Raw genomic sequence first — 19,670 nt, 5'->3', positions numbered from 1 at the left:
TCTCCTTTACTTATGGCGCTGTGGTGCGCAGGCGCTGAGGTCAAAGCCGGGCGCCTCGCCCAGGGCCAGGCGCGCCCCGGCCAGCCCACCGAGCGCGGCCAGCAAAATACCGTGGCGGAAATATCCGGTGGACACCACAACCTGCGGGGAGATACGCCCCAGATAGGGCAGGTCATCGGGGGTGCCGGGCCGCGCGCCGGTGCCCCATTCCACTAGTCCGGCCTCCTCCAAGGCGGGCACGATCTGGCAGGCATCATCCAGCAGATCGCGCACGGCTCCCAGCGGGGTATCGCCGCGATGGTCCTCCCGGGAGGTGGCCCCGATAGCCAGCGTCTCCCCGCGCGGAATCAGATAAATAGGTCTATCACGCACAAAACCGCGCACCACGCGGTCCAGCAGACCAGGGCTGCGCGCTACCAGAATGTCCCCGTACACCGGGCGCAGGCGCAGGCCCGTGCTTATCGACGCCATGCCCAGTCCCGCCGCGAGCACCACCTGCGCCCCACGGGTATCGAGGGGGCCGCGGTCGGTATCGAGGTGCCCCTCGCTAAGCCCCGTGACTGTCGCCTTGAGGAAGGTGATCCCGCGCCGGGTTAAGGCATCGCGCAGCGCGGCGGTGAGTAATCGTGGCTCCACCTGAGTATCGCTGGGAATGGAAACCACCCCGGCCAGCGCGGGGGAGAGCGCGGGCTCTAAGCGGCGCGCCTCGCGCAGGGTGAGGCGCTGGGCCTCCATGCCGTGAGCCTGCTGGTGCTCGGTGAGTTCGGCTAGGTGCTGTGCATCGGCGCGGTCGGCGGCCACCACCAACGTGCCGTGATTGTGATAGCCCAGCGGCAGATCGGTGACCCGCCCCAGGCGTTCTAAGAGATCGGGGTAGAGCGCCGCCGATTCCCGCATGAGTGGGTACAACGGTTCCTGGCGGTACTGCACCTCGGCCACCGGGGCCAGCATGCCCCCGGCAAAATGCGAGGCCCCGCTGGCGGGGGCAGGGTCGATCAGCGTCACGCTCACGCCGCGTTCGCTGAGTTCAAAGGCCGTGGTCAGGCCGATGATTCCCGCGCCCACCACATATACCCGCTGGCTCATGCGAAGGCCTCCACCACCGCGCGGGCCGTGGCCTCGGGGTTCCCGGCCTGCATGAGGGCGCGGCTCAGAGCCACCCCGGCTATACCAGTGGCGGCCAGCGCCGGGGCGTCGGCAGGGGTGACGTCCCCAATGGCCACGATGGGCAAGTTCGTGGCCTTGACCAGAGGGGGATAGCCCTCCACTCCCAGCGGCGGACGGCCGGAATCCTTGGTGGGGGTGGGACGGAAGGGACCCGCCCCGATGTAATTCAGGTAGGGAGCCACCTCGTTGGCCCGCTGCACCAGGTCCAGGGTGCCGGTGGTCAGCCCGATGATGGCCTGCGGGCCGAGAATCGCGCGCGCATCGGCCACGGGCAGATCCTCTTGGCCCAGGTGCACCCCGTGCACGTGCTCCCCGCGTCGCATGAGTGCGGCGGCGACGTCCACGCGGTCGTCGATAAGCACCTTCGTTGCGGGATTGGCCTGTGCCACGGCGCGGGCCACCTCGGTGGCAAGGCTTAAGAGTTCGCGGGTACCGATGGGTTTGCTGCGCACCTGCACCACTCCGGCGCCCCCGCGTGCGGCGGCCGCAGCCACGTGAGGGGCGTTACCGGGGCCGGTGACCAGATAACAGCGCAGATCCAGCATGATTCTCCTTGACTTCCTTCGCCGGTATGATCCGTGCAGGTTCTAACGGTCCGCGCGGCGCAGCGCGTTCTCAGCCCGCGTTCCCCGGGCTCCCGTGAGGCAATGGGCCCAGTGTAGCGCGTTTGGTTTTTCTTAAGCCAAGATGGAATAATGCACTGGTTGCCTGCTCTTACATGTGAGGGCCTGCGGCGAAAATATGTCACGGATACGAACCGGCCGAGCGCCCTGTGAAGGGAAGTGCCGCCAGGGTCCTCTTTCCCGAAGAATAAGGATTGTTGCTATGAACATTCTCGATAAGGTCGATGCCGCGCAGCTGCGCGACGATATTCCCGACTTCCGCCCCGGCGATACCCTCGGCGTGAACGTCAAGGTGATCGAGGGCTCTAACGAGCGTACCCAGCTGTTCACCGGCGTGGTGATTCGCCGTCAGGGCTCCGGTATCCGTGAGACCTTCACGGTGCGCAAGGTCTCCTTCGGCATTGGCGTGGAGCGTACCTTCCCGGTGCACTCCCCGAACATTGCCTCGATCGAGGTCACCCGCCGCGGCCGTGTGCGCCGTGCCAAGCTGTACTACCTGCGCAACCTGCGCGGTAAGGCAGCCCGCATTAAGGAACGCCGCTAGTTCCTTTCTCGTGGATACCCCCGTTTTCTTGCTCTGTGAGCAGGATAGCGGGGGTTTTCTGCGTGGTGGAGTAGTGCCGCCCCGCCCGGCTGCTAGAGTCAGGTGCCGTGACTGATTCCTCGAATGCTTCCCTTACTCCTGGCGTTCCTGGCCCTGCGGGCGGTTCGGCTGCCGACGGCGCTGCGGGCTCGGCTGCGGCGGCCTCGGCCGATACCCAGGCCGATGGTGCCCAGGAGAAAAAGAAGAAAGAGCTGCCCTGGTATCTGGAGATTCCGCTCATCATCGGGATCACGCTGCTTATCGTCTTTGTGGTGCAAACCTTCATCGGGCGCGTGTACATGATCCCCAGTGGCTCGATGGAGCCCACCCTGCACGGGTGTACGGGTTGCGCGGGGGACCGCATTGCAGTGGAAAAGGTGTCCTACTACTTCTCCGACCCCAAGCCCGGTGACGTGGTGGTCTTTGCAGGCACCCCCTCCTGGAATGGCAACTTTGTGTCCCAGCGTTCCGAGAACCCCGTGATTCACGGCCTCCAAGACCTCGGCTCCTACGTAGGCTTGGTGGCCCCGGACGAGAACAACCTGGTGAAGCGCATCATCGCCACCGGGGGGCAGACGGTTTCCTGCCAGGCGGGCGACCCCGCGGTGATGGTGGATGGCAAGCCCACCGACCAATCCTTTATTCTGAATCCCCCGCAAGACCCGGTGGGAGAATCTGAATACGGCTCCGATGCCTGTGGTGGCGAGTACTTTGGTCCGATCACGGTGCCAGAAGGCAACGTGTGGGTGATGGGTGATAACCGCACCGGCTCCGCCGATTCCCGCGCTCATATGGGCGATGAATACCAGGGCACCGTGCCGGTGGAGAATATCCGCGGCAAGACGGTGGCGCGCATCTGGCCGCTGGATCGCATTGGCCTGGTGGACTCCCCGGATATTCAGGACGCCGAGGATACCGGCGCCGCCGCCTAAGATGCGTCGCTTGACGCAACTGCGCACCTTAGAGGTCACCCTCGACCGCGCGGGTTTAGGCCCGGTGGCCGGGGTGGACGAGGCCGGGCGCGGGGCCTGCGCCGGGCCGCTGACGATCGCGGCCTGCGTGCTGCCCACCGGCACCATCGCGGAATTAGCGCGGCTTACCGATTCCAAGAAACTCACCCCCGCCACCCGCGAGCGGCTTTTTCCCCTCATTAAAAAGCATGCCGTGGCATGGTCCGTGATCGTGGTGAGCGCCCAGGATATTGACGCCTTTGGTATCCAGCGCGCCAATGTTTCCGGCATGAGGCGCGCGGTGGTGGCCTTGAACCAGGCCCCCGGCTATGTGCTGAGCGACGCCGTGAAAATCCCCGGCATGAGGCAACCTCACCTGCCGATCATCGGCGGGGACGCCGCCGCGCGGTGCATTGCCGCCGCGAGCGTGCTGGCCAAGGTCACCCGCGATCACATGATGGCCGACCTCGACGAAGAATATCCCCAGTACGGCTTTGCCGGGCACAAGGGTTATGGAACAAAGGCACACATGGACGCGGTGCGCCGCCACGGTGCCGCGCCGGTGCATAGATACACTTACTCCAACGTGGCCGCCGCACATTCTCAGTGGTTGAGTGCTAGAGGTTGAGGTTGGTGCTCGTGGCGCTGCCTTTTTGGCCTTTGTGGCGCTGTTGCCTTTGGCGCTGCGGAGCTGTTGTGGCGGGCGGCCGTAGGAAGTTTTAAAAGGAAGGAATAGGAGAGCGATGAGTGCCGAAGAACTCGATAATTATGAGGCCGAGGCGGAGCTATCTCTTTACCGCGAATATCGTGACGTGGTAAGCCAGTTCTCCTACGTGGTGGAGACGGAACGGCGCTTTTACCTGGCCAACGCGGTGGAGTTGATTCCGCACGGCAGCGGGGCCGACGTATATTACGAGGTTCGCATGTCCGATGCGTGGGTGTGGGATATGTACCGCCCCGCGCGCTTTGTGCGCTACGTGCGGGTGATTACCTTCAAGGACGTCAATATCGAGGAACTAGATAAGCCGGATCTGATTATGCCGGAGTAGTTTTCTACCTTTTGCCAAGGTGTGCCGGGCCGCCCTGTGGATAGGGCACTGCTATCCACAGGGCGGCTTTGCTTTGCTGTCGAACTCGCTGCGAGCGGTGCAGCATGAGCGGCATGACAACAACAATGACGCTGGGCCAGCAAGGCGAGGACTACGCAGCCTCTTATTACTTGGAACGCGGGGCACGAATCCTGGACCGCAACGTGCGCTACCGCGTGGGCGAGATCGACCTCATCGCGGAGGAACCAGGCGGCACCGTGGTGTTCGTGGAAGTAAAAACCCGCAGCGGGCGTGGCTTTGGGGCAGCCGAGGCGGTGGATCGCCGCAAATTATTGTGCCTGCGCCGCGCGGCCTCGGCCTGGCTGCGGAGCCGCCCGTGGACACCGGTGCGTTTCGACGTCCTGGTGCTCACCGTAGCGGAGCACCGTTGCGGTATCCCCGTGTTCGAGACGGAACACTACGAGGGGGTAGAACGCGGTGCCTGCTGAGCTGGTATCTGGGCTTCTTAGCACTACGAGGTTGGGGCGGGCACACACGGTGGCTCTGCACGGTCTGAGAGCCCACGCGGTGACGGTGGAGGCCAATATTGGTAGGGGCCTGCCCGGCATGCAGGTGGTGGGATTGGGGGATACCTCGGTGCGGGAATCGCGCGAGCGTATTCGCACGGCGGTGGCCAATAGCGGCTTGGAATGGCCGCGCACCAAGGTGGTGGTTTCTCTTTCCCCGGCCTCCTTACCCAAGTCGGGCGGGCACTTTGACCTCGCCATCACCTTGGCGGTGCTCAGCGCCATGTTGGGTGGGCAGCAAGCACAGCGCGCCCGGCAGCGCCTAGATTCCACCCTGGTTGTGGGCGAGGTTGCCCTAGATGGCAGCCTGCGCGCCATCTCCGGGGCGCTTCCCGCCTTGCTTAGCGCGCAGCGCGGTGGGTTGCGCAGTGCCGTGATTCCCCCAGGAAATGCGGCAGAGGCGGCGCTTGTATCCGGGCTGGATATTCGCGTGGCCGTTACCTTGAGTGAGGCGATGGAGTGGGTATTAGGGGAGTGCTCACTGCCTGGTCCTGTGGGCTTAGGCTCTGATTCTTCTGATTCCCGGAGCATAGGGGATTTTGCTGAGGTGGCGGGCCAGCCCCAGGCCATTCGCGCCGCCGAGGTGGCCGCCGCGGGTGGACATCACTTCATGCTCATCGGGCCGCCGGGTTCGGGAAAATCTATGATTGCCCAGCGTCTTGCCGGTATTCTTCCCGCGCTTTCGGCGGAACAGATAGTGGAGGCCACGGCGGTACATTCTCTGGTGGCTCCGTCTTTTTGCGGCCCGATATATCGAGCCCCCTTCATTGCCCCGCATCACTCAATCACACGCGCGGGGTTGCTCGGCGGCGGCAGCGGTATCCCGCAGCCGGGCGCGGTGAGCCTGGCCCATCACGGGGTGCTCTTTCTCGACGAAGCCTCAGAAATACCCGCCACGGTGCTTGATAGCCTGCGCACCCCCTTGGATCACGCCCAGGTGCGCATGGTGCGAGCGCAGCGCGAATATCTCTTTCCCGCGCGCTTCCAGTTGGTCATGGCTGCCAACCCCTGCCGCTGTGCGGCCAGCGAACCACAGTTGTGCCGCTGCGCGCCCCGACAGCGGGCCACGTACCTGGATAATCTTTCTGGCCCCTTGCGTGACCGACTGGACATCGTGGTGCGTACTCACGCGGTGGGGTCCAACCTGGGTGCCGATGGTTCCTCTCCGAGCAGCGCCGATCTTGCCGCCAGAGTGAAACAAGCGCGGGAGAGAGCCGCACGGCGGTGGCGGGAGGCCGGCCGCACCGAGCGGTGCAACGCGGAGATTCCCTCTCCGCTTTTGCGACGTCGCTTTCCCGCCACCCCGGAGGCGATGGCGCTGTTAGAGGGCTATCTGGCTCAGGGGAGTTTGAGCCAGCGCGCGGTGGATCGCACTCTCAAAATCGCCTGGACGCTCAGCGATCTTTCCGGTGGTACGCGCCCAGGACTCAAAGAAATCACGGAGGCGATAGACCTCCACGGATCGGTACAGGGGGAGACATGACCTTTACACAGGAAGAACTAGCCTTTGCCTATCTCTCGCGGGTGGTGGAGGGGCCATCGCGGGAGGTGCAGGCGCTCTTGGCCGAGGGGCGCGAGGCTCCGCAGATAGCCGAAGCAATACGTGCTCGAAAACGCTGGGTGGGGGACCTCTTGGCCCACACCGCTACCCGTTATGACTGGGATAGAGCACAGCAGGACCTAGAGATAGCGCAGGCGCACAGAGCGCGGCTCATTTACCCAGGCCATGAAGAATGGCCCACCGAACAAATAGAGCACGCGTTTGGTTTTGCCCGCACCGGCATGAGCCAACACGTGCGCACTTACCAATCCGACGCTGTGGCACCCCATGCGCTGTGGGTACGCGGCGGTAGTCTTGCCCAGCTGTGTGCGCAGGCTGTATCCGTGGTGGGCACCCGAGCGCAGTCGCGCTATGGAGCCCAGGCCACCGCCCAGTTGGTGCGCGGATTGAGCCAACATCGCTGGACCATCGTCTCCGGCGGGGCCTTGGGGATTGATGCCGAGGCTCACCAGGCGGCCCTTGCCGCAGGTGGGACCACCATCGCGGTGCTGGCCTGTGGGATTGATCGAGTATATCCCGCGCGCCACGGTAGGCTCTTTGATTCCATCGCGGCAGCCGGGGCGGTGGTCACCGAGTACCCGCCCGAGGTTCCACCGCAGCGCCATCGCTTTCTCACCCGCAACCGCCTGGTGGCGGCGTTGAGCCAAGGCACCGTGGTAGTGGAGGCCGCCTGGCGCTCCGGGGCGCTCAACACTCTGAGCTGGGCGGAGGGATTGGGGAGGGTGGCGATGGCGGTACCCGGCCCGATTACCGGAACCGGGTCTCTTGGCTGCCACGAACGGATCCGTGAGGGCCGTGCCCAGATGGTCACCAGCGCCGATGATATTCGCGCCTTGCTCAGTGCCGTAGGAGCGATGGATGTGGAAGAACAGTATGAACTCACCTACGCCCCCGATTCCATTCAGGCGCTCAGCCGCAACGAACTGCGCGTTTTCGACGCCCTCCCGGACACCGGGGCGGCAGAGACTCAGGAGATAGCGCGCAGTGCAGGTCTTTCCCTTCCTCTCACCGTGCATCTGCTGGTGGATTTGAGCAGCAAAAACCTGGTGATACTCGATGGAGACCAATGGCGTCGCGTGGAAGGAGCCACCGACCCCACCTAAAATAGGGCGCCATGAACAAGGCGGCGGGTACGCAGGTGGGCGAGGCAGTAGAGGATTTTGCGGAGTACCAGCGTTTTGTTTTGGGGCGCTCAGAGGCCACTATTCGCGCCTACCGCAATGACCTGCTCGATCTTGCCGGGCATATCCCTTCTTTTAAGGAATTGGACCTTAATGGTTTGCGCATGTGGTTGGCCGATTCCGTTACGCGGGGTCTGAGCCGATCCACCATTGCGCGCCGCACAGCTGCGGCCCGAGCCTTTTGTCGCTGGGCCTTTGACCAAGGACATGTGGGATCGGACGTATCCATCCGGCTGAAAACCCCCAAGGTGCATCGCACGCTGCCACAAGTGCTCAGTACTACCCAGGCGCAGGAATTAATGGAGGGCCACCCGGAGGCAGTAAACGAGGGGAAGATCGAAAAGGGCGCTGCCGGGGAAACAGAAACTCCCGAGGGGCTACGCAATCACGCCATGATGGAACTCCTCTATGCCACGGGGATTCGTGTTTCTGAATTATGCGGGCTGGATCTTTCCCGGCTTGATCTAGCGGGTTGTACGGTGCGAGTGCTGGGTAAGGGAAATAAGGAACGCGTGGTGCCCTTTGGGATGCCCGCGCGCCGGGCCTTGCAGAGGTGGTTGGGAGAGGGGCGCCCAGTATTGGCCGCCAAGGGGGCGAAGGGGTCTAAGCCCACCGAGGCGGTGTTTTTGGGGAGTCGAGGCGGCAGGATCAATCCGCGCCAGGTGCGCCGCATCGTGGAAGTAGCCGCGGGTGGGGTAGGGGCGGAAGGATTAACCCCACACGGGCTACGGCATAGCGCTGCTACGCATTTGCTTGAAGGCGGCGCCGATCTGCGCGAGGTACAGGAATTGCTGGGTCATTCCTCTATGCAGACTACGCAGGTGTATACCCACGTGAGTTCTCAGCGTTTGCGGAAGGTCTACGAGCAGGCCCATCCACGGGCTTGAGGCGGATAATCGGTGTGGGTAGCAGGCTGAGTGGATTGATATAGCGGTCGTCGGTAGGCAAAATCCGCGCGCCCCAATGCAGGCCTGAATCAGCGGAATGTCTCTGCGCGGGGATACCACCGAGGGTGCCGATGATCTGTCCTTCTGCCACGGCGTCGCCACGCTCTACCTGGGCGTGGACTGGTTGATAGGTGGTGCGGATTCCCTCGACGTGGTCGATGGAGATAATCGGGCTTCCTGCCACCACGCCCACGAAGGCCACGGTTCCGGCCCCTGCGGCGTAAATGGGATCGCCCGGCGCAGCGGCGAGGTCTACTCCGCGATGCCCGGAGAGCCAGTTGTGCTGTGGCGGTTGATAGGGGTGACGCACTACTCCGGGGTGTGCGTCATGGGTGGTGGGAGAGACCCAGGCGCGGGCGGCTGGGGCGTAAAACAGCAACCAGATTGTGCAGAGGGCCACACAGAGGGTTATGGGGATGGGCAGGCGGTGGTGCGTCATAACGCATAGCCTGCACCGCGCCGGAGGTTGTGGGAAGGGCGATAAGAAGGGGCTGTGGATAGTGGTACGGAAGTGAAACATGGGGGCTTACCTGTGGAAAAGCCACGGGTTCGGTTTGAAGTACGGGGAACGGGGCGTTAGTATGTGCGACAGCAGTGTCTCTGTCCGCAGGGCAGAAATGCTGACTACGCGCGGAAAGGGCATAGCGCTCCGACGTGGTCCCGGCCATCACACCGGGTGTTGGAGTACCACAGCCTTACCGCCAGGGCGCAGGACAAACCAACAAAACCTGTTGCACTTTTAAAACCGAAAGACTTTTACAAGAAAGGGAGCACACCATGGCAGTCGTGACCATGCGCGAGCTTCTCGACGCCGGTGTCCACTTTGGTCACCAGACCCGTCGCTGGAACCCGAAGATGCGTCGCTTCATCTTCACCGATCGCAACTGCATCTACATCATCGACCTTCAGCAGACGCTGACCTACATCGATGAGGCCTACGAGTTCATCAAGGAGACCGTCGCCCACGGCGGCAACGTCCTCTTTGTGGGCACCAAGAAGCAGGCCCAGGAGGCCATTCAGACCGAGGCCGAGCGCGTCGGTATGCCCTACGTGAACCACCGCTGGCTTGGCGGCATGCTCACCAACTTCCAGACTGTTTCCAAGCGTCTGGCCCGCATGAAGGAACTTCAGGCTATGGACGCCGCCGAGGACGGCTACAAGGGCCGTACCAAGAAGGAAGTTCTCATGCTCACCCGTGAGCGCGTGAAGTTGGAGCGCGTTCTGGGCGGTATTGCCGAGATGAACAAGGTGCCCTCCGCTCTGTGGATCGTGGACACCAACAAGGAGCACATCGCCGTTCACGAGGCCCACAAGCTGGGTATCCCCGTGGTGGCTATCCTGGATACCAACTGCGATCCCGATGACGTTGCTTACCCGATCCCGGGCAATGACGACGCTATCCGCTCTGTGAACATCCTCACCCACGTGGTGAGTGAGGCCGTTATCGAGGGCAAGAAGTCCCGCGAGGAGCGCCAGTTGGCCGCCGCTAAGGAAGCCGCTGGGGATACCCAGGAGAAGGAAGCTCAGGACGCGCAAAAGGCTCAAGAAGCCGACGCCGCCGCTGAGGCTCCCCAGGAGGCCTAAGCCTCACCGGGTATCACGCCCATAAAAGCGTAGGCCCTCGGGTGAACGCCGCGATCATATCGGTGGCGCACCACGAGGGCTCTTGCTTTATTCCCCCTCATAAACACGCTTGGGAATCGTGGCCAACGCGCACGGCGTTTCTCCGCTACGATTTTCAACGGTAACTGTTTCTACACAAGGAGGATCGCCCCAAAAATGGCGAACTACACTGCTGCTGATGTGAAGAAGCTGCGCGAGATAACCGGCTCCGGGATGCTCGACTGCAAGAAGGCCCTCGATGAGACCGACGGCGATTTCGACAAGGCCGTGGAGAACCTGCGCATCAAGGGTGCCAAGGACGTGGGCAAGCGCGCCGAGCGCAACGCCCTGGAGGGCCTGATCGCGGTGTCCGGTAACACCATGATCGAGGTGAACTCCGAGACGGACTTCGTGGCTAAGAACGCTGAGTTCAAAGATCTCACCGCCAAGATTGCCGAGGCCGCTGCCGCCGCCAAGGCTAACTCCGCCGAGGAGCTTGCCGCGGTGGACGTCGATGGCAAGACTGCTGCTGACGTGCTTCAGGAGCTCTCCGCCAAGATTGGTGAGAAGCTGGAACTGCGCCGCGCGGTGACCTTGGAGGGTCAGAACATCTCCGTGTACCTGCACCAGCGTTCCGCTGACCTGCCCCCGGCCGTGGGTGTGCTGGTGGCTTACGAGGGTGAGGACGAGAAGGCTGCGCACGCCGTGGCTATGCAGGTGGCTGCCTTGAAGGCGCGTTACCTCAACCGCGAGTCCGTGCCCGCCGAGGTTGTGGAGAAGGAGCGTTCCATCGCTGAGCAGATCACCCGCGAGGAGGGTAAGCCCGAGCAGGCTATCCCGAAGATTGTGGAGGGTCGTCTCAACGGTTTCTACAAGGACGTCGTGCTGCTGGAGCAGGCTTCCGTGGCCGATGGCAAGAAGTCCGTGGGTGACGTGGCCAAGGAGGCCGGCATCACCGTTACCGGCTTCGCTCGCTTCGAGGTGGGCCAGCAGTAATTCTGCTTGGTTCCTAGAGGCCCGCGCGTGATCGAGTGATCCGCGCGGGCCTTTGCTCGTGGCTGGGGATAATTCGCGTTTGGGTGAGGCGTAAATGAGCGAGTGCCGCAGCCGGGGCTGGGGAGTGTGGCACGGTAGAATGTCCAGGGATAAGCCAGCCGCATACATTTAAGAAGGAGTCTCCCGGTGACCTCTCCGCAGGATAGCGCCAGAAGCGAAGGATACCGCCGCGTCATGCTGAAACTCGGTGGAGAGATGTTCGGTGGGGGGCAAGTGGGCATTGATCCCGATGTGGTGGAGAACGTGGCCCGCCAGATCGCGGAGGTGGCCAGCACCGGAGCGGAGATCGCCGTGGTGATCGGTGGCGGTAATTTCTTCCGCGGCGCGCAATTGCAGCAGCGCGGCATGGACAGGGCGCGCTCTGATTACATGGGCATGCTGGGTACCGTGATGAACTGCTTGGCCTTGCAGGATTTCCTGCTCCAAGAGGGGGTGGAGTGCCGCGTGCAAACGGCTATCAATATGGCGCAAATATCGGAGCCGTATCTGCCGCTGCGTGCCTCGCGCCACCTGGAAAAAGGCCGCGTGGTGATCTTTGGTGCGGGCATGGGCATGCCGTACTTCTCCACCGATACCACGGCCGCACAGCGTGCTTTGGAGATCGGCTGCGAGGTACTGCTCATGGCCAAGGCCGTCGATGGGGTGTATTCCGACGACCCCCGCACCAACCCGGAGGCAACGCTGTACGACGAGATCACCCCCCGCGAGGTGATTGAGAAGAACCTCAAGGTGGCCGATGCCACGGCGTTTAGCCTGTGCATGGATAACGATATGCCGATTTTGGTGTTCAACCTGCTAACCGAGGGCAATATCGCACGCGCAGTGGCCGGTGAGCGCATCGGCACGCTGGTGAAGTCCTAGAAGTTCACGGGGCAAAACCTGATAGATTAGGGCCTCATGGAGTGGCCATGAGGCCTGACAAAACAAAAGCACAAAGAGAGCGGAGCAAACCATGATTGATGAGATTTTGATGGAAGCCGAAGAGCGCATGGGCAATACCGTGGAGCACACCCGCGAGGACCTCACCACCATTCGCACCGGCCGCGCGAACCCCTCCATGTTCAACGGAGTTATCGCGGAGTACTACGGGGTGCCCACCCCGATTACCCAGATGGCCTCCATCTCCGTCCCGGAGCCGCGCATGCTTCTGGTCAAACCCTATGAGCCCTCCATCATGGGGGAGATCGAGGACGCTATCCGCAACTCCGACCTCGGCGTTAACCCCACGAATGATGGCCACGTGCTGCGCGTGACCGTGCCTCAGCTCACCGAGGAGCGCCGCAAAGAAATGGTGAAGCTGGCCAAGTCCAAGGGAGAGGACGGCAAAATTGCTATCCGCAATGTGCGCCGTAAGGGAATGGAACAGCTCAAGAAGCTGCAAAAGGATGGCGACGCTGGCGAGGACGAGGTGATCGCCGCCGAGAAGGAATTGGATAAGACCACCCAGGAATACGTATCCAAGGTGGATGAGGTGGTGGCCAACAAGGAAGCGGAACTGATGGAGGTTTAAAGAGGTTCTGCACCGTTAGCCGAAAGGAGCATCATCGTGATCGGTACTCGCAGCGCTGAGCGCTTTAAACCTAAAAATAGCGCGGGGCGTAACTTACCCGTCGCGGTGGGCGTGGGGGTGGCGCTGGGCGCACTGGTGATAGCTGCGGTGCTGGCGGGTCCCTTCGGCTGGTATCTCCTGGTGAGCCTGGCCGTGGGCCTAGCCACCTGGGAGGTCAGTACCCGCCTAAAAGAGGCCGATTATGTGATTAGCCGCCCGGTGCTGGTGGTGGGGGGACAGTTTTTGATCTGGCTCACCTGGCCCCTGGGGGTGGGCGGTATGGCGGCGGCCTATGTGGCCGTGGCCCTGGTGGTGATGTACGGCAGACTCTTTGTCCAGGTAGATAGCGTGCGGGCCCGCAATTACGTGCGCGATGTAGCAATATCACTCTTTGTACTCACGTGGATACCGATGTTCGGTTCCTTTGCGGCACTCATCTCGCACCTGGAATCGGATTTTGCCACCGGTCCGATGTTCATTATCACCTTCGTGGCCTGCGTGGTGGCCTCGGATACGGGTGGCTATATCGCGGGGGTATTCTTCGGTTCTCATCCGATGGCGCCGGCCGTGAGCCCCAAGAAGTCCTGGGAGGGCTTCGCCGGTTCGCTGATAGGCGGTGCAACCATCGGCGTGCTGTGCGTGGTGTTTTTATTGGGTCACCCGTGGTGGCTCGGCCTAGCGATGGGCCTGCTCATGGCGGTTTGCGCCACGTTGGGTGACTTGGTGGAATCGCAGTTCAAGCGAGACCTGGGGATTAAGGATATGTCCGGAATGTTGCCGGGGCACGGTGGCATGATGGATCGCCTCGACGGTTTGCTCCCGGCGGCGATGGTGACCTGGCTGTTGCTCAGCCTGGTCACCAGGGGATTGCTCACCTAGCGGGAGTTTTTCTTGGCCAGGCGGCGCAGCTCCATCATGCGCACGCCACCCACGAGGGCCATGATGAGTGCCCCGGCGATGGCGGCGAGAAGGAATCCCACCCCGGCGGGGAAGCTAAAGGACCACGCAAAGAGGGTAAGTTCCACGGATTGCTGGTTTTGCATGATAAAGACCAGCAACACAATCAGCAGCAGCGCGCCGATGATGAGGGCGGCCCAGGTGGTAGCGGCAAAGGTGCGCTGGGGCTTGGCGGGGGAGGTTTTGGCAGGGGAGCCCTGCATTTCTGCGACCTCGGGGGCTGAAGCGGGAGCAGCGGTGGGGGCGTCGGCAGCAGTATCGTAGGTGGGCGTGCTTTCTTTATCGGTAGCCATGCCCTCTATTCAATCGTGCCGAGTGGGTGGGAGGCTACACCGGGGTGCGCAGGATTAGATTCACCGCCAAAGAGGTGGAACAATGGTGCCCATCATGGCTGAACCAATCAAGCTCCAATTTGCTGCGCCCAAGCGCGGTATGCCCCCCAAGCATTTTGCAGATCTCGACGCCGAGGCGCGCGTCGCGGCAATTACTGACCTCGGTCTGCCGCGCTTCCGAGCTAATCAGATTGCGCGGCACTATTACGGGCGCTATGAGGCCGACCCCAGCACAATGACGGACCTGCCCGCCCAGGCTCGGGAGAAGGTGCGCGAGGCGCTTTTTCCGCCGCTGATGCGCCCGGTGAATGAGACGGCCACGGACGAGGGGGAGACCCAAAAGACGCTGTGGCGGCTGCACGATGGCACCCTGCTGGAATCGGTGCTCATGCGTTACCCGGACCGCGCCACCTTGTGTATCTCCTCCCAGGCGGGCTGCGGCATGAACTGCCCCTTCTGCGCCACGGGCCAGGGTGGTTTGGATCGCAACCTTTCCACCGGAGAGATTGTGGATCAGGTGCGCAATGCCGCCGCCACGATGGAGGCGGAGGGCGGGCGGCTTTCCAACGTCGTGTTCATGGGCATGGGGGAGCCGCTGGCGAATTATAAGCGCGTGGTTTCTGCCGTGCGCCAGATCACTAGCCCCGTGCCGGAGGGTTTTGGTATTTCGCAGCGTAATGTCACCGTTTCTACGGTGGGATTGGCCCCAGCCATTAGGAAACTCGCGGACGAGGATATGTCCGTCACCCTGGCTATCTCCCTGCATACCCCCGACGATGAACTGCGCGATACCCTGGTTCCGGTGAATAACCGCTGGCCCGTGGCGGAGGTTCTGGATGCCGCGCGTTATTACGCGGATAAATCCGGCCGCCGCGTATCCGTGGAATATGCGCTGATTAGGGATAAGAATGACCAGGATTGGCGCGCCGATATGCTGGGCAAAAAGCTCCATGCGGCCCTGGGATCGAAGGTGCACGTAAATGTGATTCCGCTGAATCCCACTCCCGGTTCGGAATGGGATGCCTCCCCGAAGGAACGGCAAAATGAGTTTGTGCGCCGGGTGATTGCCCAGGGAGTGCCGTGCACGGTGCGCGATACCAAGGGCTCGGAGATCGCGGCGGCCTGCGGGCAATTGGCGGCAGAGGAGCGCGAAGCCTCGGCCTAATTACGTTCGCCTTAACCTTTTGTTTACCTTGCAATTTTAATATGAAGGGCACCATAACTTTCTAGGGAAAGGATGTGCCCCTCATGCTTCAGGGCGAACCCACCGCGCAGGCCGTGGCCGTGCGCGGTTTATGTAAAGCCTTTAACGGGACCGTTGCCGTTAATCAGATTGATTTAGATATTCCCCGAGGCGCTATTTACGGCATTGTAGGGCCCAACGGTGCCGGAAAAACCACGATGATCTCTATGGTCGCGGGTCTTTTGCGCCCCGATCGTGGACACACATGGGTGGCGGGTTACGACACGTGGGAGCAACCCCTGGAAGTCAAGCGTGCTATGGGCCTTTTGGCCGATGGCGTGCCCGTTTTTGATCGCCTGAGCGGGCCGGAATTGCTCAGCTACGTGGGTGCCCTGCGCGGCATGGAGGTGGCCGTAGTTGAGGAGCGCAGCCGGGAACTTCTTGCCGCCCTGGGCCTAGAAGAGGCGGGGGATAAGCGCGTGGTGGATTACTCCGCGGGCATGACCAAGAAGATTCTGCTGGCCCTGGCCCTGCTCCACAACCCCGAGGTGCTCATCTTGGATGAGCCGTTGGAGGCCGTGGACCCGGTATCGGGCCGCACCATTCAGAATCTCCTGCGCAGTTATGCCGCCTCCGGGGGCACGGTGGTGATTAGCTCGCACGTGATGGAGCTGGTGGAAGGGCTGTGCAGCCACGTGGCCATCATCAACCAGGGCCAGGTGCAGGTATCCGGAAGCGTGGAGGAGGTTCGCGGTGGGCGTTCGCTGAGCGACGTCTTTGTGGACGCCGTGGGCGGTGCCGCCAGCGGGGATTCCCTGACTTGGTTGGGAGGTTCGCAGCAATGACGCGCACGCTCTTAAAACTTCAAACGACCTTGTGGTGGCGCACCATTCGGGCTAATCCCGCCATTCTCATCATGATGATTATGGTGATCCTCTACGCCCTCATGGGCATGCTTTCCACAGGGCTCGTCATGTTCTTCTTCATTCAGGAGAGGGAAACATTCTATATTCCGCTGTTTATCTCCCTGGGCATGTTCGCTTACGTGTTGATTGAGGCGATGATGCCCTCCGGTGAGCAGCAGGTGACTGCCCGCGATATGGCTCTCTTCCCGGTATCTCCCCAGGAATTGCGCTCGGGGCTGTGGTGGGTGATATTCCTCCAAAGCCGCTCTATTCTGGCGGTATTGTGCACCGCGCTCACGGGGTTGCTCGTGATAACGGCCGCGGGTTCTGTAGCAGTAGCCGTGATCGCTGTGCCCCTGTTGGTGGCCTCCCTTTGCACCACGGTGGTGGGCGGTAGCGTTCTTAACCGTCAAATAGGCCGTGGGGCGATGGGTAAGGATCGCATGGCGGTGCTGGGTGGTGTGTTCTTTATCGCCTTGGTTCTTGCTTTCTCTATGTTTTCCGGTGGCGATATACAGATTCCCGTGGATACCCTCGGCCGGGTTTTGGCCTGGACACCCCTGGGTGCTGTGGGCGGGGCCATCGGGGCGTCGATAAGCGGGCAGTGGGGCATTGCCGCTGTGCAGGCGGCGATAGCGCTGCTGACCCTGGGCGCGGTGCTGTGGCTGTGGCTGCGTGGGGTGGCGCAGGATTTGGAAGAGCCGCAGATGCACGTGGGCAAGCAACGCCAGAAGAAAAAGAAGAAGCGCGCGGAAGATGTTTTCCCGCAGATTGTGCTGCCGGGATTGCGATATAGCCCCGGTGCGGCGGTGTTTTCCCGCGCGGTGCGGTATCTGGGGCGAGATAGCCGCATGAAGAGTCTGCTTTTTATGCTGCCGGTATTTTCGATTTTCTTCCTCTACCAGGGCCTCACTCAAACTTCCTTTTCGGCTTACATGGGCTTGGCTATTCTGTGCCTGATCTTGACGGGCATGGCTAATAATGACTTCGGCTTTGATGGTCCCGGCGGGTGGCTGCACATTATGAGTGGAATACCGCCGCGTACCCTGTTGCTTGCCCGTCACGCTGGTTCCATGTTGATTCCCGCCGTTGTTTTCCTGGTGTATTCCTTGATCCTCTTCATCTTCATGCCGGATCGGGGAGTGACCACCCTGGTGGTGTTGGCGGGCCTGGGTTTGGTGCTCAGCGCTGCGGGGATGGGCTTGTGGCTCACCGTGAATAACCCCTTTGCTGCCTCGAAGCCGGGCACGAATCCGTGGTCGGATCGTTCGGGTTATTCTTCCTCTGCGATGGTGAGTTCTTTTGCCTTTCTCTTCCTGGGCTGGTTGCCCCTGATTCCCGGAATCGTGCTTATGGCGCTGGGGTGGAGCCAGGATAAACAGATATGGCTCATGGCGTTGGGTGGGCTGGTGTGCGTGGCTATCCCGCTGGTTTGCTATCTCTTTATCATCCGCCAGACCACGGCGAAGTTGGAGGATACCTGGCCGGAGATATATAACAAGGTGCGTTCTTGGGTGAATTAACTGCTCAGTAGTGCACGAATAAAGGAGCCGGGCGTCATGCCCGGCTCCTTTATTTTGTAGAAAAACCGCTTTTAGCGCTGCGGCGGTTTGAATACTGCGGGTAGTTTTAGCGATTCCGTAGTTTGACGGTCCCGTCAGTTTAGCGCTGCGGCAGAGAACGCAGGTTCTCCACGCGGGAGGGCTCAATGTTGAGAGCGCGCAACTCGCTATCGCTGAGCTCGGCGTAGGGGCCTTGCAGGGTGGCCTGAAGGTAAGCCCACTCGGGCTCCTTGTGGCCCACAGGCTTGTTGTGGGAGCTCAGCGTGCGCACCTGGCTGAGCTTGGGGCGGAAAGCGTGAAAGAGCAATCCCACGGCGATGAGGGCGGCCAGGGTGAACAGCCAGATGGTCTCCACGTGGCCCTTGTGGTTACCGAAGTTGTAGCCCAGCAGGATGATGACGCAGATCCAACCGGAGAGCTGCGTGGCACGAAATCCGATGTCGTGCCAGCCCCAGGCGGCCGAGGGCTCATCCAAAGTGGATACGCCATGATGAATCTCAGGCTCGATGTGGTGGGAACCAGCCACGTTATCTCTCCTTATAGACATACTGCGGGCTTAAGTGCTGCCTGTTATTGTGCCACAGGCGCAGGGCAGGAAGAACTCGCGGCGGAACTCCACCCCTGGTAGATCACTGAAATCCATCTTTTGGTTGCCCCCTGGGGATGAGTCGCCACGGCGATGGTGAACAATAGGTGCCGTGGTACAGCGCATCATTATTCTCGGCTCCACCGGCTCCATTGGCACCCAGGCCCTTGAAGTGATCGCGGATAATCCCGATCTCTTTGAGGTGGTGGGCATCGCCGCTGGTGGGTCTGCCCCGCAGCAGATTGTTACCCAGGCACGCAGCCTCGGATTACCCGCGCAGCGCGTGGCGGTGGCCGATGAACAGGCCGCCTGCGAGGTCTCTGAGGCCCTGGGGGCCACCGTGATAAGCGGTGCCGACGCCGCCCGCGACCTTGTGGAGGCCCTGGCTGCGGAGAAGGGTATGGACGTGGTGCTCAACGCCCTGGTGGGTTCGATGGGCCTGGCCGCCACGATGGCCGCCCTGCGTTCCGGGGCTCGCTTGGCCTTAGCCAATAAGGAATCTTTGGTGGCCGGCGGCCAATTGGTGTTGAAGGCCGCGGCACCCGGCCAGCTCGTTCCTGTGGATTCCGAACATTCCGCGATGGCGCAGTGCCTGCGATCGGGGCGGGAACAGGAGGTGGCGCGGCTGGTGCTCACGGCCTCTGGCGGGCCATTCCGGGGCCGCACCCGAGAAGAGATGTGGGAGGTTAGCCCGCAGCAGGCGGCGGCGCACCCCACCTGGTCGATGGGGCAGATGAACACGCTCAACTCCGCCACGCTGGTGAATAAGGGCTTGGAACTCATCGAGGCCGCGTTGCTCTTTGGGGTGCATCCCGATGCCATCGACGTCACCGTGCATCTGCAGTCCATTGTTCACTCGATGGTGACTTTCCACGATGGTGCCACCATCGCTCAGGCCTCCCCGCCCTCGATGAAGTTGCCCATCGCCTTGGCCCTGGGTTGGCCGGATCGGGTGCCGGAGGCGGAGCCGCCGCTGGACTTCTCTCAGGCCTTTTCCTGGGATTTTGAGCCGGTGGATAATACCGCCTTCCCCGCGGTGGAATTGGCGCGCGAGGCCGTGCGGCGCGGTGGAACCTTCCCCGCGGTGTATAACGCCGCTAATGAGGAGGCCGCGGCGGACTTCCTCGCGGGCGCAATACGCTTTCCGCAGATCGTGGACGTGGTGGAGAAGGTAGTTGCCCAAGCCGATTCCTGGGCCGCTCCCGCTGCCACGGTAGACACGATAGAAGAGGTGCTTGCCGTGGAAAAAGAAGCGCGGCAACGAGCACAGGAACTCCTGGCCACGATTAAGCAAGGCTAAGACCAAGCACA

General features: G+C 62.0%; 22 protein-coding genes. 17 read left to right on the top strand and 5 right to left on the bottom strand.

Annotated elements, in window-relative coordinates; all coding sequences use genetic code 11:
* Window positions 1-6 precede the first annotated feature (6 nt).
* The gene (gene thiO / locus Clow_RS04110) at window positions 7-1,086 is read right to left on the bottom strand and encodes a glycine oxidase ThiO (protein WP_055176730.1); all 1,080 of its coding nucleotides are present in this window, start codon (window positions 1,084-1,086) and stop codon (window positions 7-9) included.
* The gene (locus Clow_RS04105) at window positions 1,083-1,712 is read right to left on the bottom strand and encodes a thiamine phosphate synthase (RefSeq protein WP_055176727.1); all 630 of its coding nucleotides are present in this window, start codon (window positions 1,710-1,712) and stop codon (window positions 1,083-1,085) included. The genes thiO and Clow_RS04105 overlap by 4 nt, the downstream gene beginning before the upstream one ends.
* 280 nt (window positions 1,713-1,992) lie before the next feature.
* Between Clow_RS04105 and rplS the strand changes: the two genes are divergently transcribed.
* The 8 genes from rplS (at window position 1,993) to Clow_RS04065 (ending at window position 8,567) form a co-directional block, all read left to right on the top strand.
* On the top strand, window positions 1,993-2,334 hold the full coding sequence (rplS, locus tag Clow_RS04100; protein WP_055121671.1) for a 50S ribosomal protein L19: 342 nt from the start codon (window positions 1,993-1,995) through the stop codon (window positions 2,332-2,334).
* 107 nt (window positions 2,335-2,441) lie between these two features.
* Window positions 2,442-3,305, top strand: a complete 864-nt coding sequence (lepB, locus tag Clow_RS04095; RefSeq protein ID WP_055176725.1) for a signal peptidase I — start codon at window positions 2,442-2,444, stop codon at window positions 3,303-3,305.
* A gap of 1 nt (window position 3,306) precedes the next feature.
* Window positions 3,307-3,951: a ribonuclease HII gene (locus Clow_RS04090; RefSeq protein WP_055176722.1), complete on the top strand. Its 645-nt coding sequence runs from the start codon at window positions 3,307-3,309 to the stop codon at window positions 3,949-3,951.
* A gap of 115 nt (window positions 3,952-4,066) precedes the next feature.
* Window positions 4,067-4,372 (top strand): DUF2469 domain-containing protein, encoded by a 306-nt coding sequence (locus Clow_RS04085; RefSeq protein WP_055176719.1) that lies wholly within the window; start codon window positions 4,067-4,069, stop codon window positions 4,370-4,372.
* Window positions 4,373-4,485: 113 nt separating this feature from the next.
* A complete protein-coding gene (locus Clow_RS04080; RefSeq protein WP_055176717.1) occupies window positions 4,486-4,860 on the top strand; it encodes a YraN family protein in 375 nt (124 codons plus the stop codon).
* Window positions 4,850-6,421, top strand: coding sequence for a YifB family Mg chelatase-like AAA ATPase (locus tag Clow_RS04075; RefSeq protein WP_370871872.1), 1,572 nt, complete (start codon window positions 4,850-4,852; stop codon window positions 6,419-6,421). Before Clow_RS04080 ends, Clow_RS04075 begins: the two co-directional genes overlap by 11 nt.
* A complete protein-coding gene (dprA, locus tag Clow_RS04070; RefSeq protein ID WP_055176711.1) occupies window positions 6,418-7,602 on the top strand; it encodes a DNA-processing protein DprA in 1,185 nt (394 codons plus the stop codon). The genes Clow_RS04075 and dprA overlap by 4 nt, the downstream gene beginning before the upstream one ends.
* 11 nt (window positions 7,603-7,613) lie before the next feature.
* Entirely contained in the window at window positions 7,614-8,567 is a 954-nt protein-coding gene (locus Clow_RS04065; RefSeq protein WP_055176708.1) for a tyrosine recombinase XerC, read from the top strand.
* Here Clow_RS04065 and Clow_RS11355 read toward each other — a convergent pair.
* A complete protein-coding gene (locus Clow_RS11355; RefSeq protein WP_082418519.1) occupies window positions 8,494-9,066 on the bottom strand; it encodes a M23 family metallopeptidase in 573 nt (190 codons plus the stop codon). The two genes, Clow_RS04065 and Clow_RS11355, sit on opposite strands and share 74 nt — an antisense overlap.
* A 338-nt stretch (window positions 9,067-9,404) precedes the next feature.
* On the opposite strand from Clow_RS11355, the gene rpsB reads away from it, so the two are divergent.
* The 5 genes from rpsB to Clow_RS04035 all read left to right on the top strand — a co-directional run bounded on the left by rpsB (window position 9,405) and on the right by Clow_RS04035 (window position 13,713).
* Complete coding sequence (gene rpsB / locus Clow_RS04055) at window positions 9,405-10,211, top strand: 30S ribosomal protein S2 (RefSeq protein WP_055176702.1); 807 nt, start codon at window positions 9,405-9,407, stop codon at window positions 10,209-10,211.
* A gap of 195 nt (window positions 10,212-10,406) precedes the next feature.
* On the top strand, window positions 10,407-11,225 hold the full coding sequence (tsf, locus tag Clow_RS04050; protein WP_055176699.1) for a translation elongation factor Ts: 819 nt from the start codon (window positions 10,407-10,409) through the stop codon (window positions 11,223-11,225).
* Window positions 11,226-11,459: 234 nt separating this feature from the next.
* Window positions 11,460-12,146, top strand: coding sequence for a UMP kinase (pyrH, locus tag Clow_RS04045; RefSeq protein ID WP_370871892.1), 687 nt, complete (start codon window positions 11,460-11,462; stop codon window positions 12,144-12,146).
* Window positions 12,147-12,237: 91 nt separating this feature from the next.
* On the top strand, window positions 12,238-12,795 hold the full coding sequence (gene frr, locus Clow_RS04040; protein WP_055176694.1) for a ribosome recycling factor: 558 nt from the start codon (window positions 12,238-12,240) through the stop codon (window positions 12,793-12,795).
* 36 nt (window positions 12,796-12,831) lie between these two features.
* Complete coding sequence (locus tag Clow_RS04035) at window positions 12,832-13,713, top strand: phosphatidate cytidylyltransferase (RefSeq protein WP_370871871.1); 882 nt, start codon at window positions 12,832-12,834, stop codon at window positions 13,711-13,713.
* Here the strand turns inward: Clow_RS04035 and Clow_RS04030 are convergent.
* Complete coding sequence (locus Clow_RS04030) at window positions 13,710-14,084, bottom strand: LapA family protein (protein WP_245625697.1); 375 nt, start codon at window positions 14,082-14,084, stop codon at window positions 13,710-13,712. The genes Clow_RS04035 and Clow_RS04030 overlap by 4 nt on opposite strands.
* A gap of 94 nt (window positions 14,085-14,178) precedes the next feature.
* Here Clow_RS04030 and rlmN point away from each other — a divergent pair, with 94 nt between their 5' ends.
* The 3 genes from rlmN to Clow_RS04015 all read left to right on the top strand — a co-directional run bounded on the left by rlmN (window position 14,179) and on the right by Clow_RS04015 (window position 17,734).
* Window positions 14,179-15,288, top strand: coding sequence for a dual-specificity RNA methyltransferase RlmN (gene rlmN / locus Clow_RS04025; protein WP_055177545.1), 1,110 nt, complete (start codon window positions 14,179-14,181; stop codon window positions 15,286-15,288).
* A gap of 83 nt (window positions 15,289-15,371) precedes the next feature.
* Entirely contained in the window at window positions 15,372-16,151 is a 780-nt protein-coding gene (locus tag Clow_RS04020) for an ABC transporter ATP-binding protein (RefSeq protein ID WP_055176688.1), read from the top strand.
* Window positions 16,148-17,734 (top strand): hypothetical protein, encoded by a 1,587-nt coding sequence (locus Clow_RS04015; protein WP_055176685.1) that lies wholly within the window; start codon window positions 16,148-16,150, stop codon window positions 17,732-17,734. Before Clow_RS04020 ends, Clow_RS04015 begins: the two co-directional genes overlap by 4 nt.
* 139 nt (window positions 17,735-17,873) lie before the next feature.
* Here the strand turns inward: Clow_RS04015 and Clow_RS04010 are convergent, their stop codons facing one another.
* Complete coding sequence (locus Clow_RS04010; RefSeq protein ID WP_055176682.1) at window positions 17,874-18,299, bottom strand: DUF2631 domain-containing protein; 426 nt, start codon at window positions 18,297-18,299, stop codon at window positions 17,874-17,876.
* A gap of 163 nt (window positions 18,300-18,462) precedes the next feature.
* Here Clow_RS04010 and dxr point away from each other — a divergent pair, with 163 nt between their 5' ends.
* Window positions 18,463-19,659 carry a 1-deoxy-D-xylulose-5-phosphate reductoisomerase gene (dxr, locus tag Clow_RS04005; protein WP_055176679.1) on the top strand — a complete coding sequence of 399 codons (1,197 nt, stop codon included), beginning with the start codon at window positions 18,463-18,465 and terminating at the stop codon, window positions 19,657-19,659.
* Window positions 19,660-19,670 lie beyond the last annotated feature (11 nt).

Origin of the sequence: Corynebacterium lowii (assembly GCF_001412085.1) — a bacterium.
GTDB classification, from domain to species: domain Bacteria; phylum Actinomycetota; class Actinomycetes; order Mycobacteriales; family Mycobacteriaceae; genus Corynebacterium; species Corynebacterium lowii.
The sequence above is the reverse complement of the archived record's forward strand: the minus strand, read 5'-3'. Positions and strand labels throughout refer to the sequence as shown.

Coding starts and splice junctions, on each gene's coding strand:
- rplS (WP_055121671.1), top strand. CDS start 1,993: ATGAACATTCTCGATAAGGTCGATGCCGCGCAGCTGCGCGACGATATT.
- rlmN (WP_055177545.1), top strand. CDS start 14,179: ATGGCTGAACCAATCAAGCTCCAATTTGCTGCGCCCAAGCGCGGTATG.
- Clow_RS11355 (WP_082418519.1), bottom strand. CDS start 9,066: ATGACGCACCACCGCCTGCCCATCCCCATAACCCTCTGTGTGGCCCTC.
- thiO (WP_055176730.1), bottom strand. CDS start 1,086: ATGAGCCAGCGGGTATATGTGGTGGGCGCGGGAATCATCGGCCTGACC.
- dprA (WP_055176711.1), top strand. CDS start 6,418: ATGACCTTTACACAGGAAGAACTAGCCTTTGCCTATCTCTCGCGGGTG.
- Clow_RS04090 (WP_055176722.1), top strand. CDS start 3,307: ATGCGTCGCTTGACGCAACTGCGCACCTTAGAGGTCACCCTCGACCGC.
- Clow_RS04030 (WP_245625697.1), bottom strand. CDS start 14,084: ATGGCTACCGATAAAGAAAGCACGCCCACCTACGATACTGCTGCCGAC.
- Clow_RS04105 (WP_055176727.1), bottom strand. CDS start 1,712: ATGCTGGATCTGCGCTGTTATCTGGTCACCGGCCCCGGTAACGCCCCT.
- frr (WP_055176694.1), top strand. CDS start 12,238: ATGATTGATGAGATTTTGATGGAAGCCGAAGAGCGCATGGGCAATACC.
- pyrH (WP_370871892.1), top strand. CDS start 11,460: ATGCTGAAACTCGGTGGAGAGATGTTCGGTGGGGGGCAAGTGGGCATT.
- Clow_RS04015 (WP_055176685.1), top strand. CDS start 16,148: ATGACGCGCACGCTCTTAAAACTTCAAACGACCTTGTGGTGGCGCACC.
- tsf (WP_055176699.1), top strand. CDS start 10,407: ATGGCGAACTACACTGCTGCTGATGTGAAGAAGCTGCGCGAGATAACC.
- Clow_RS04080 (WP_055176717.1), top strand. CDS start 4,486: ATGACAACAACAATGACGCTGGGCCAGCAAGGCGAGGACTACGCAGCC.
- Clow_RS04085 (WP_055176719.1), top strand. CDS start 4,067: ATGAGTGCCGAAGAACTCGATAATTATGAGGCCGAGGCGGAGCTATCT.
- rpsB (WP_055176702.1), top strand. CDS start 9,405: ATGGCAGTCGTGACCATGCGCGAGCTTCTCGACGCCGGTGTCCACTTT.
- Clow_RS04065 (WP_055176708.1), top strand. CDS start 7,614: ATGAACAAGGCGGCGGGTACGCAGGTGGGCGAGGCAGTAGAGGATTTT.
- Clow_RS04020 (WP_055176688.1), top strand. CDS start 15,372: ATGCTTCAGGGCGAACCCACCGCGCAGGCCGTGGCCGTGCGCGGTTTA.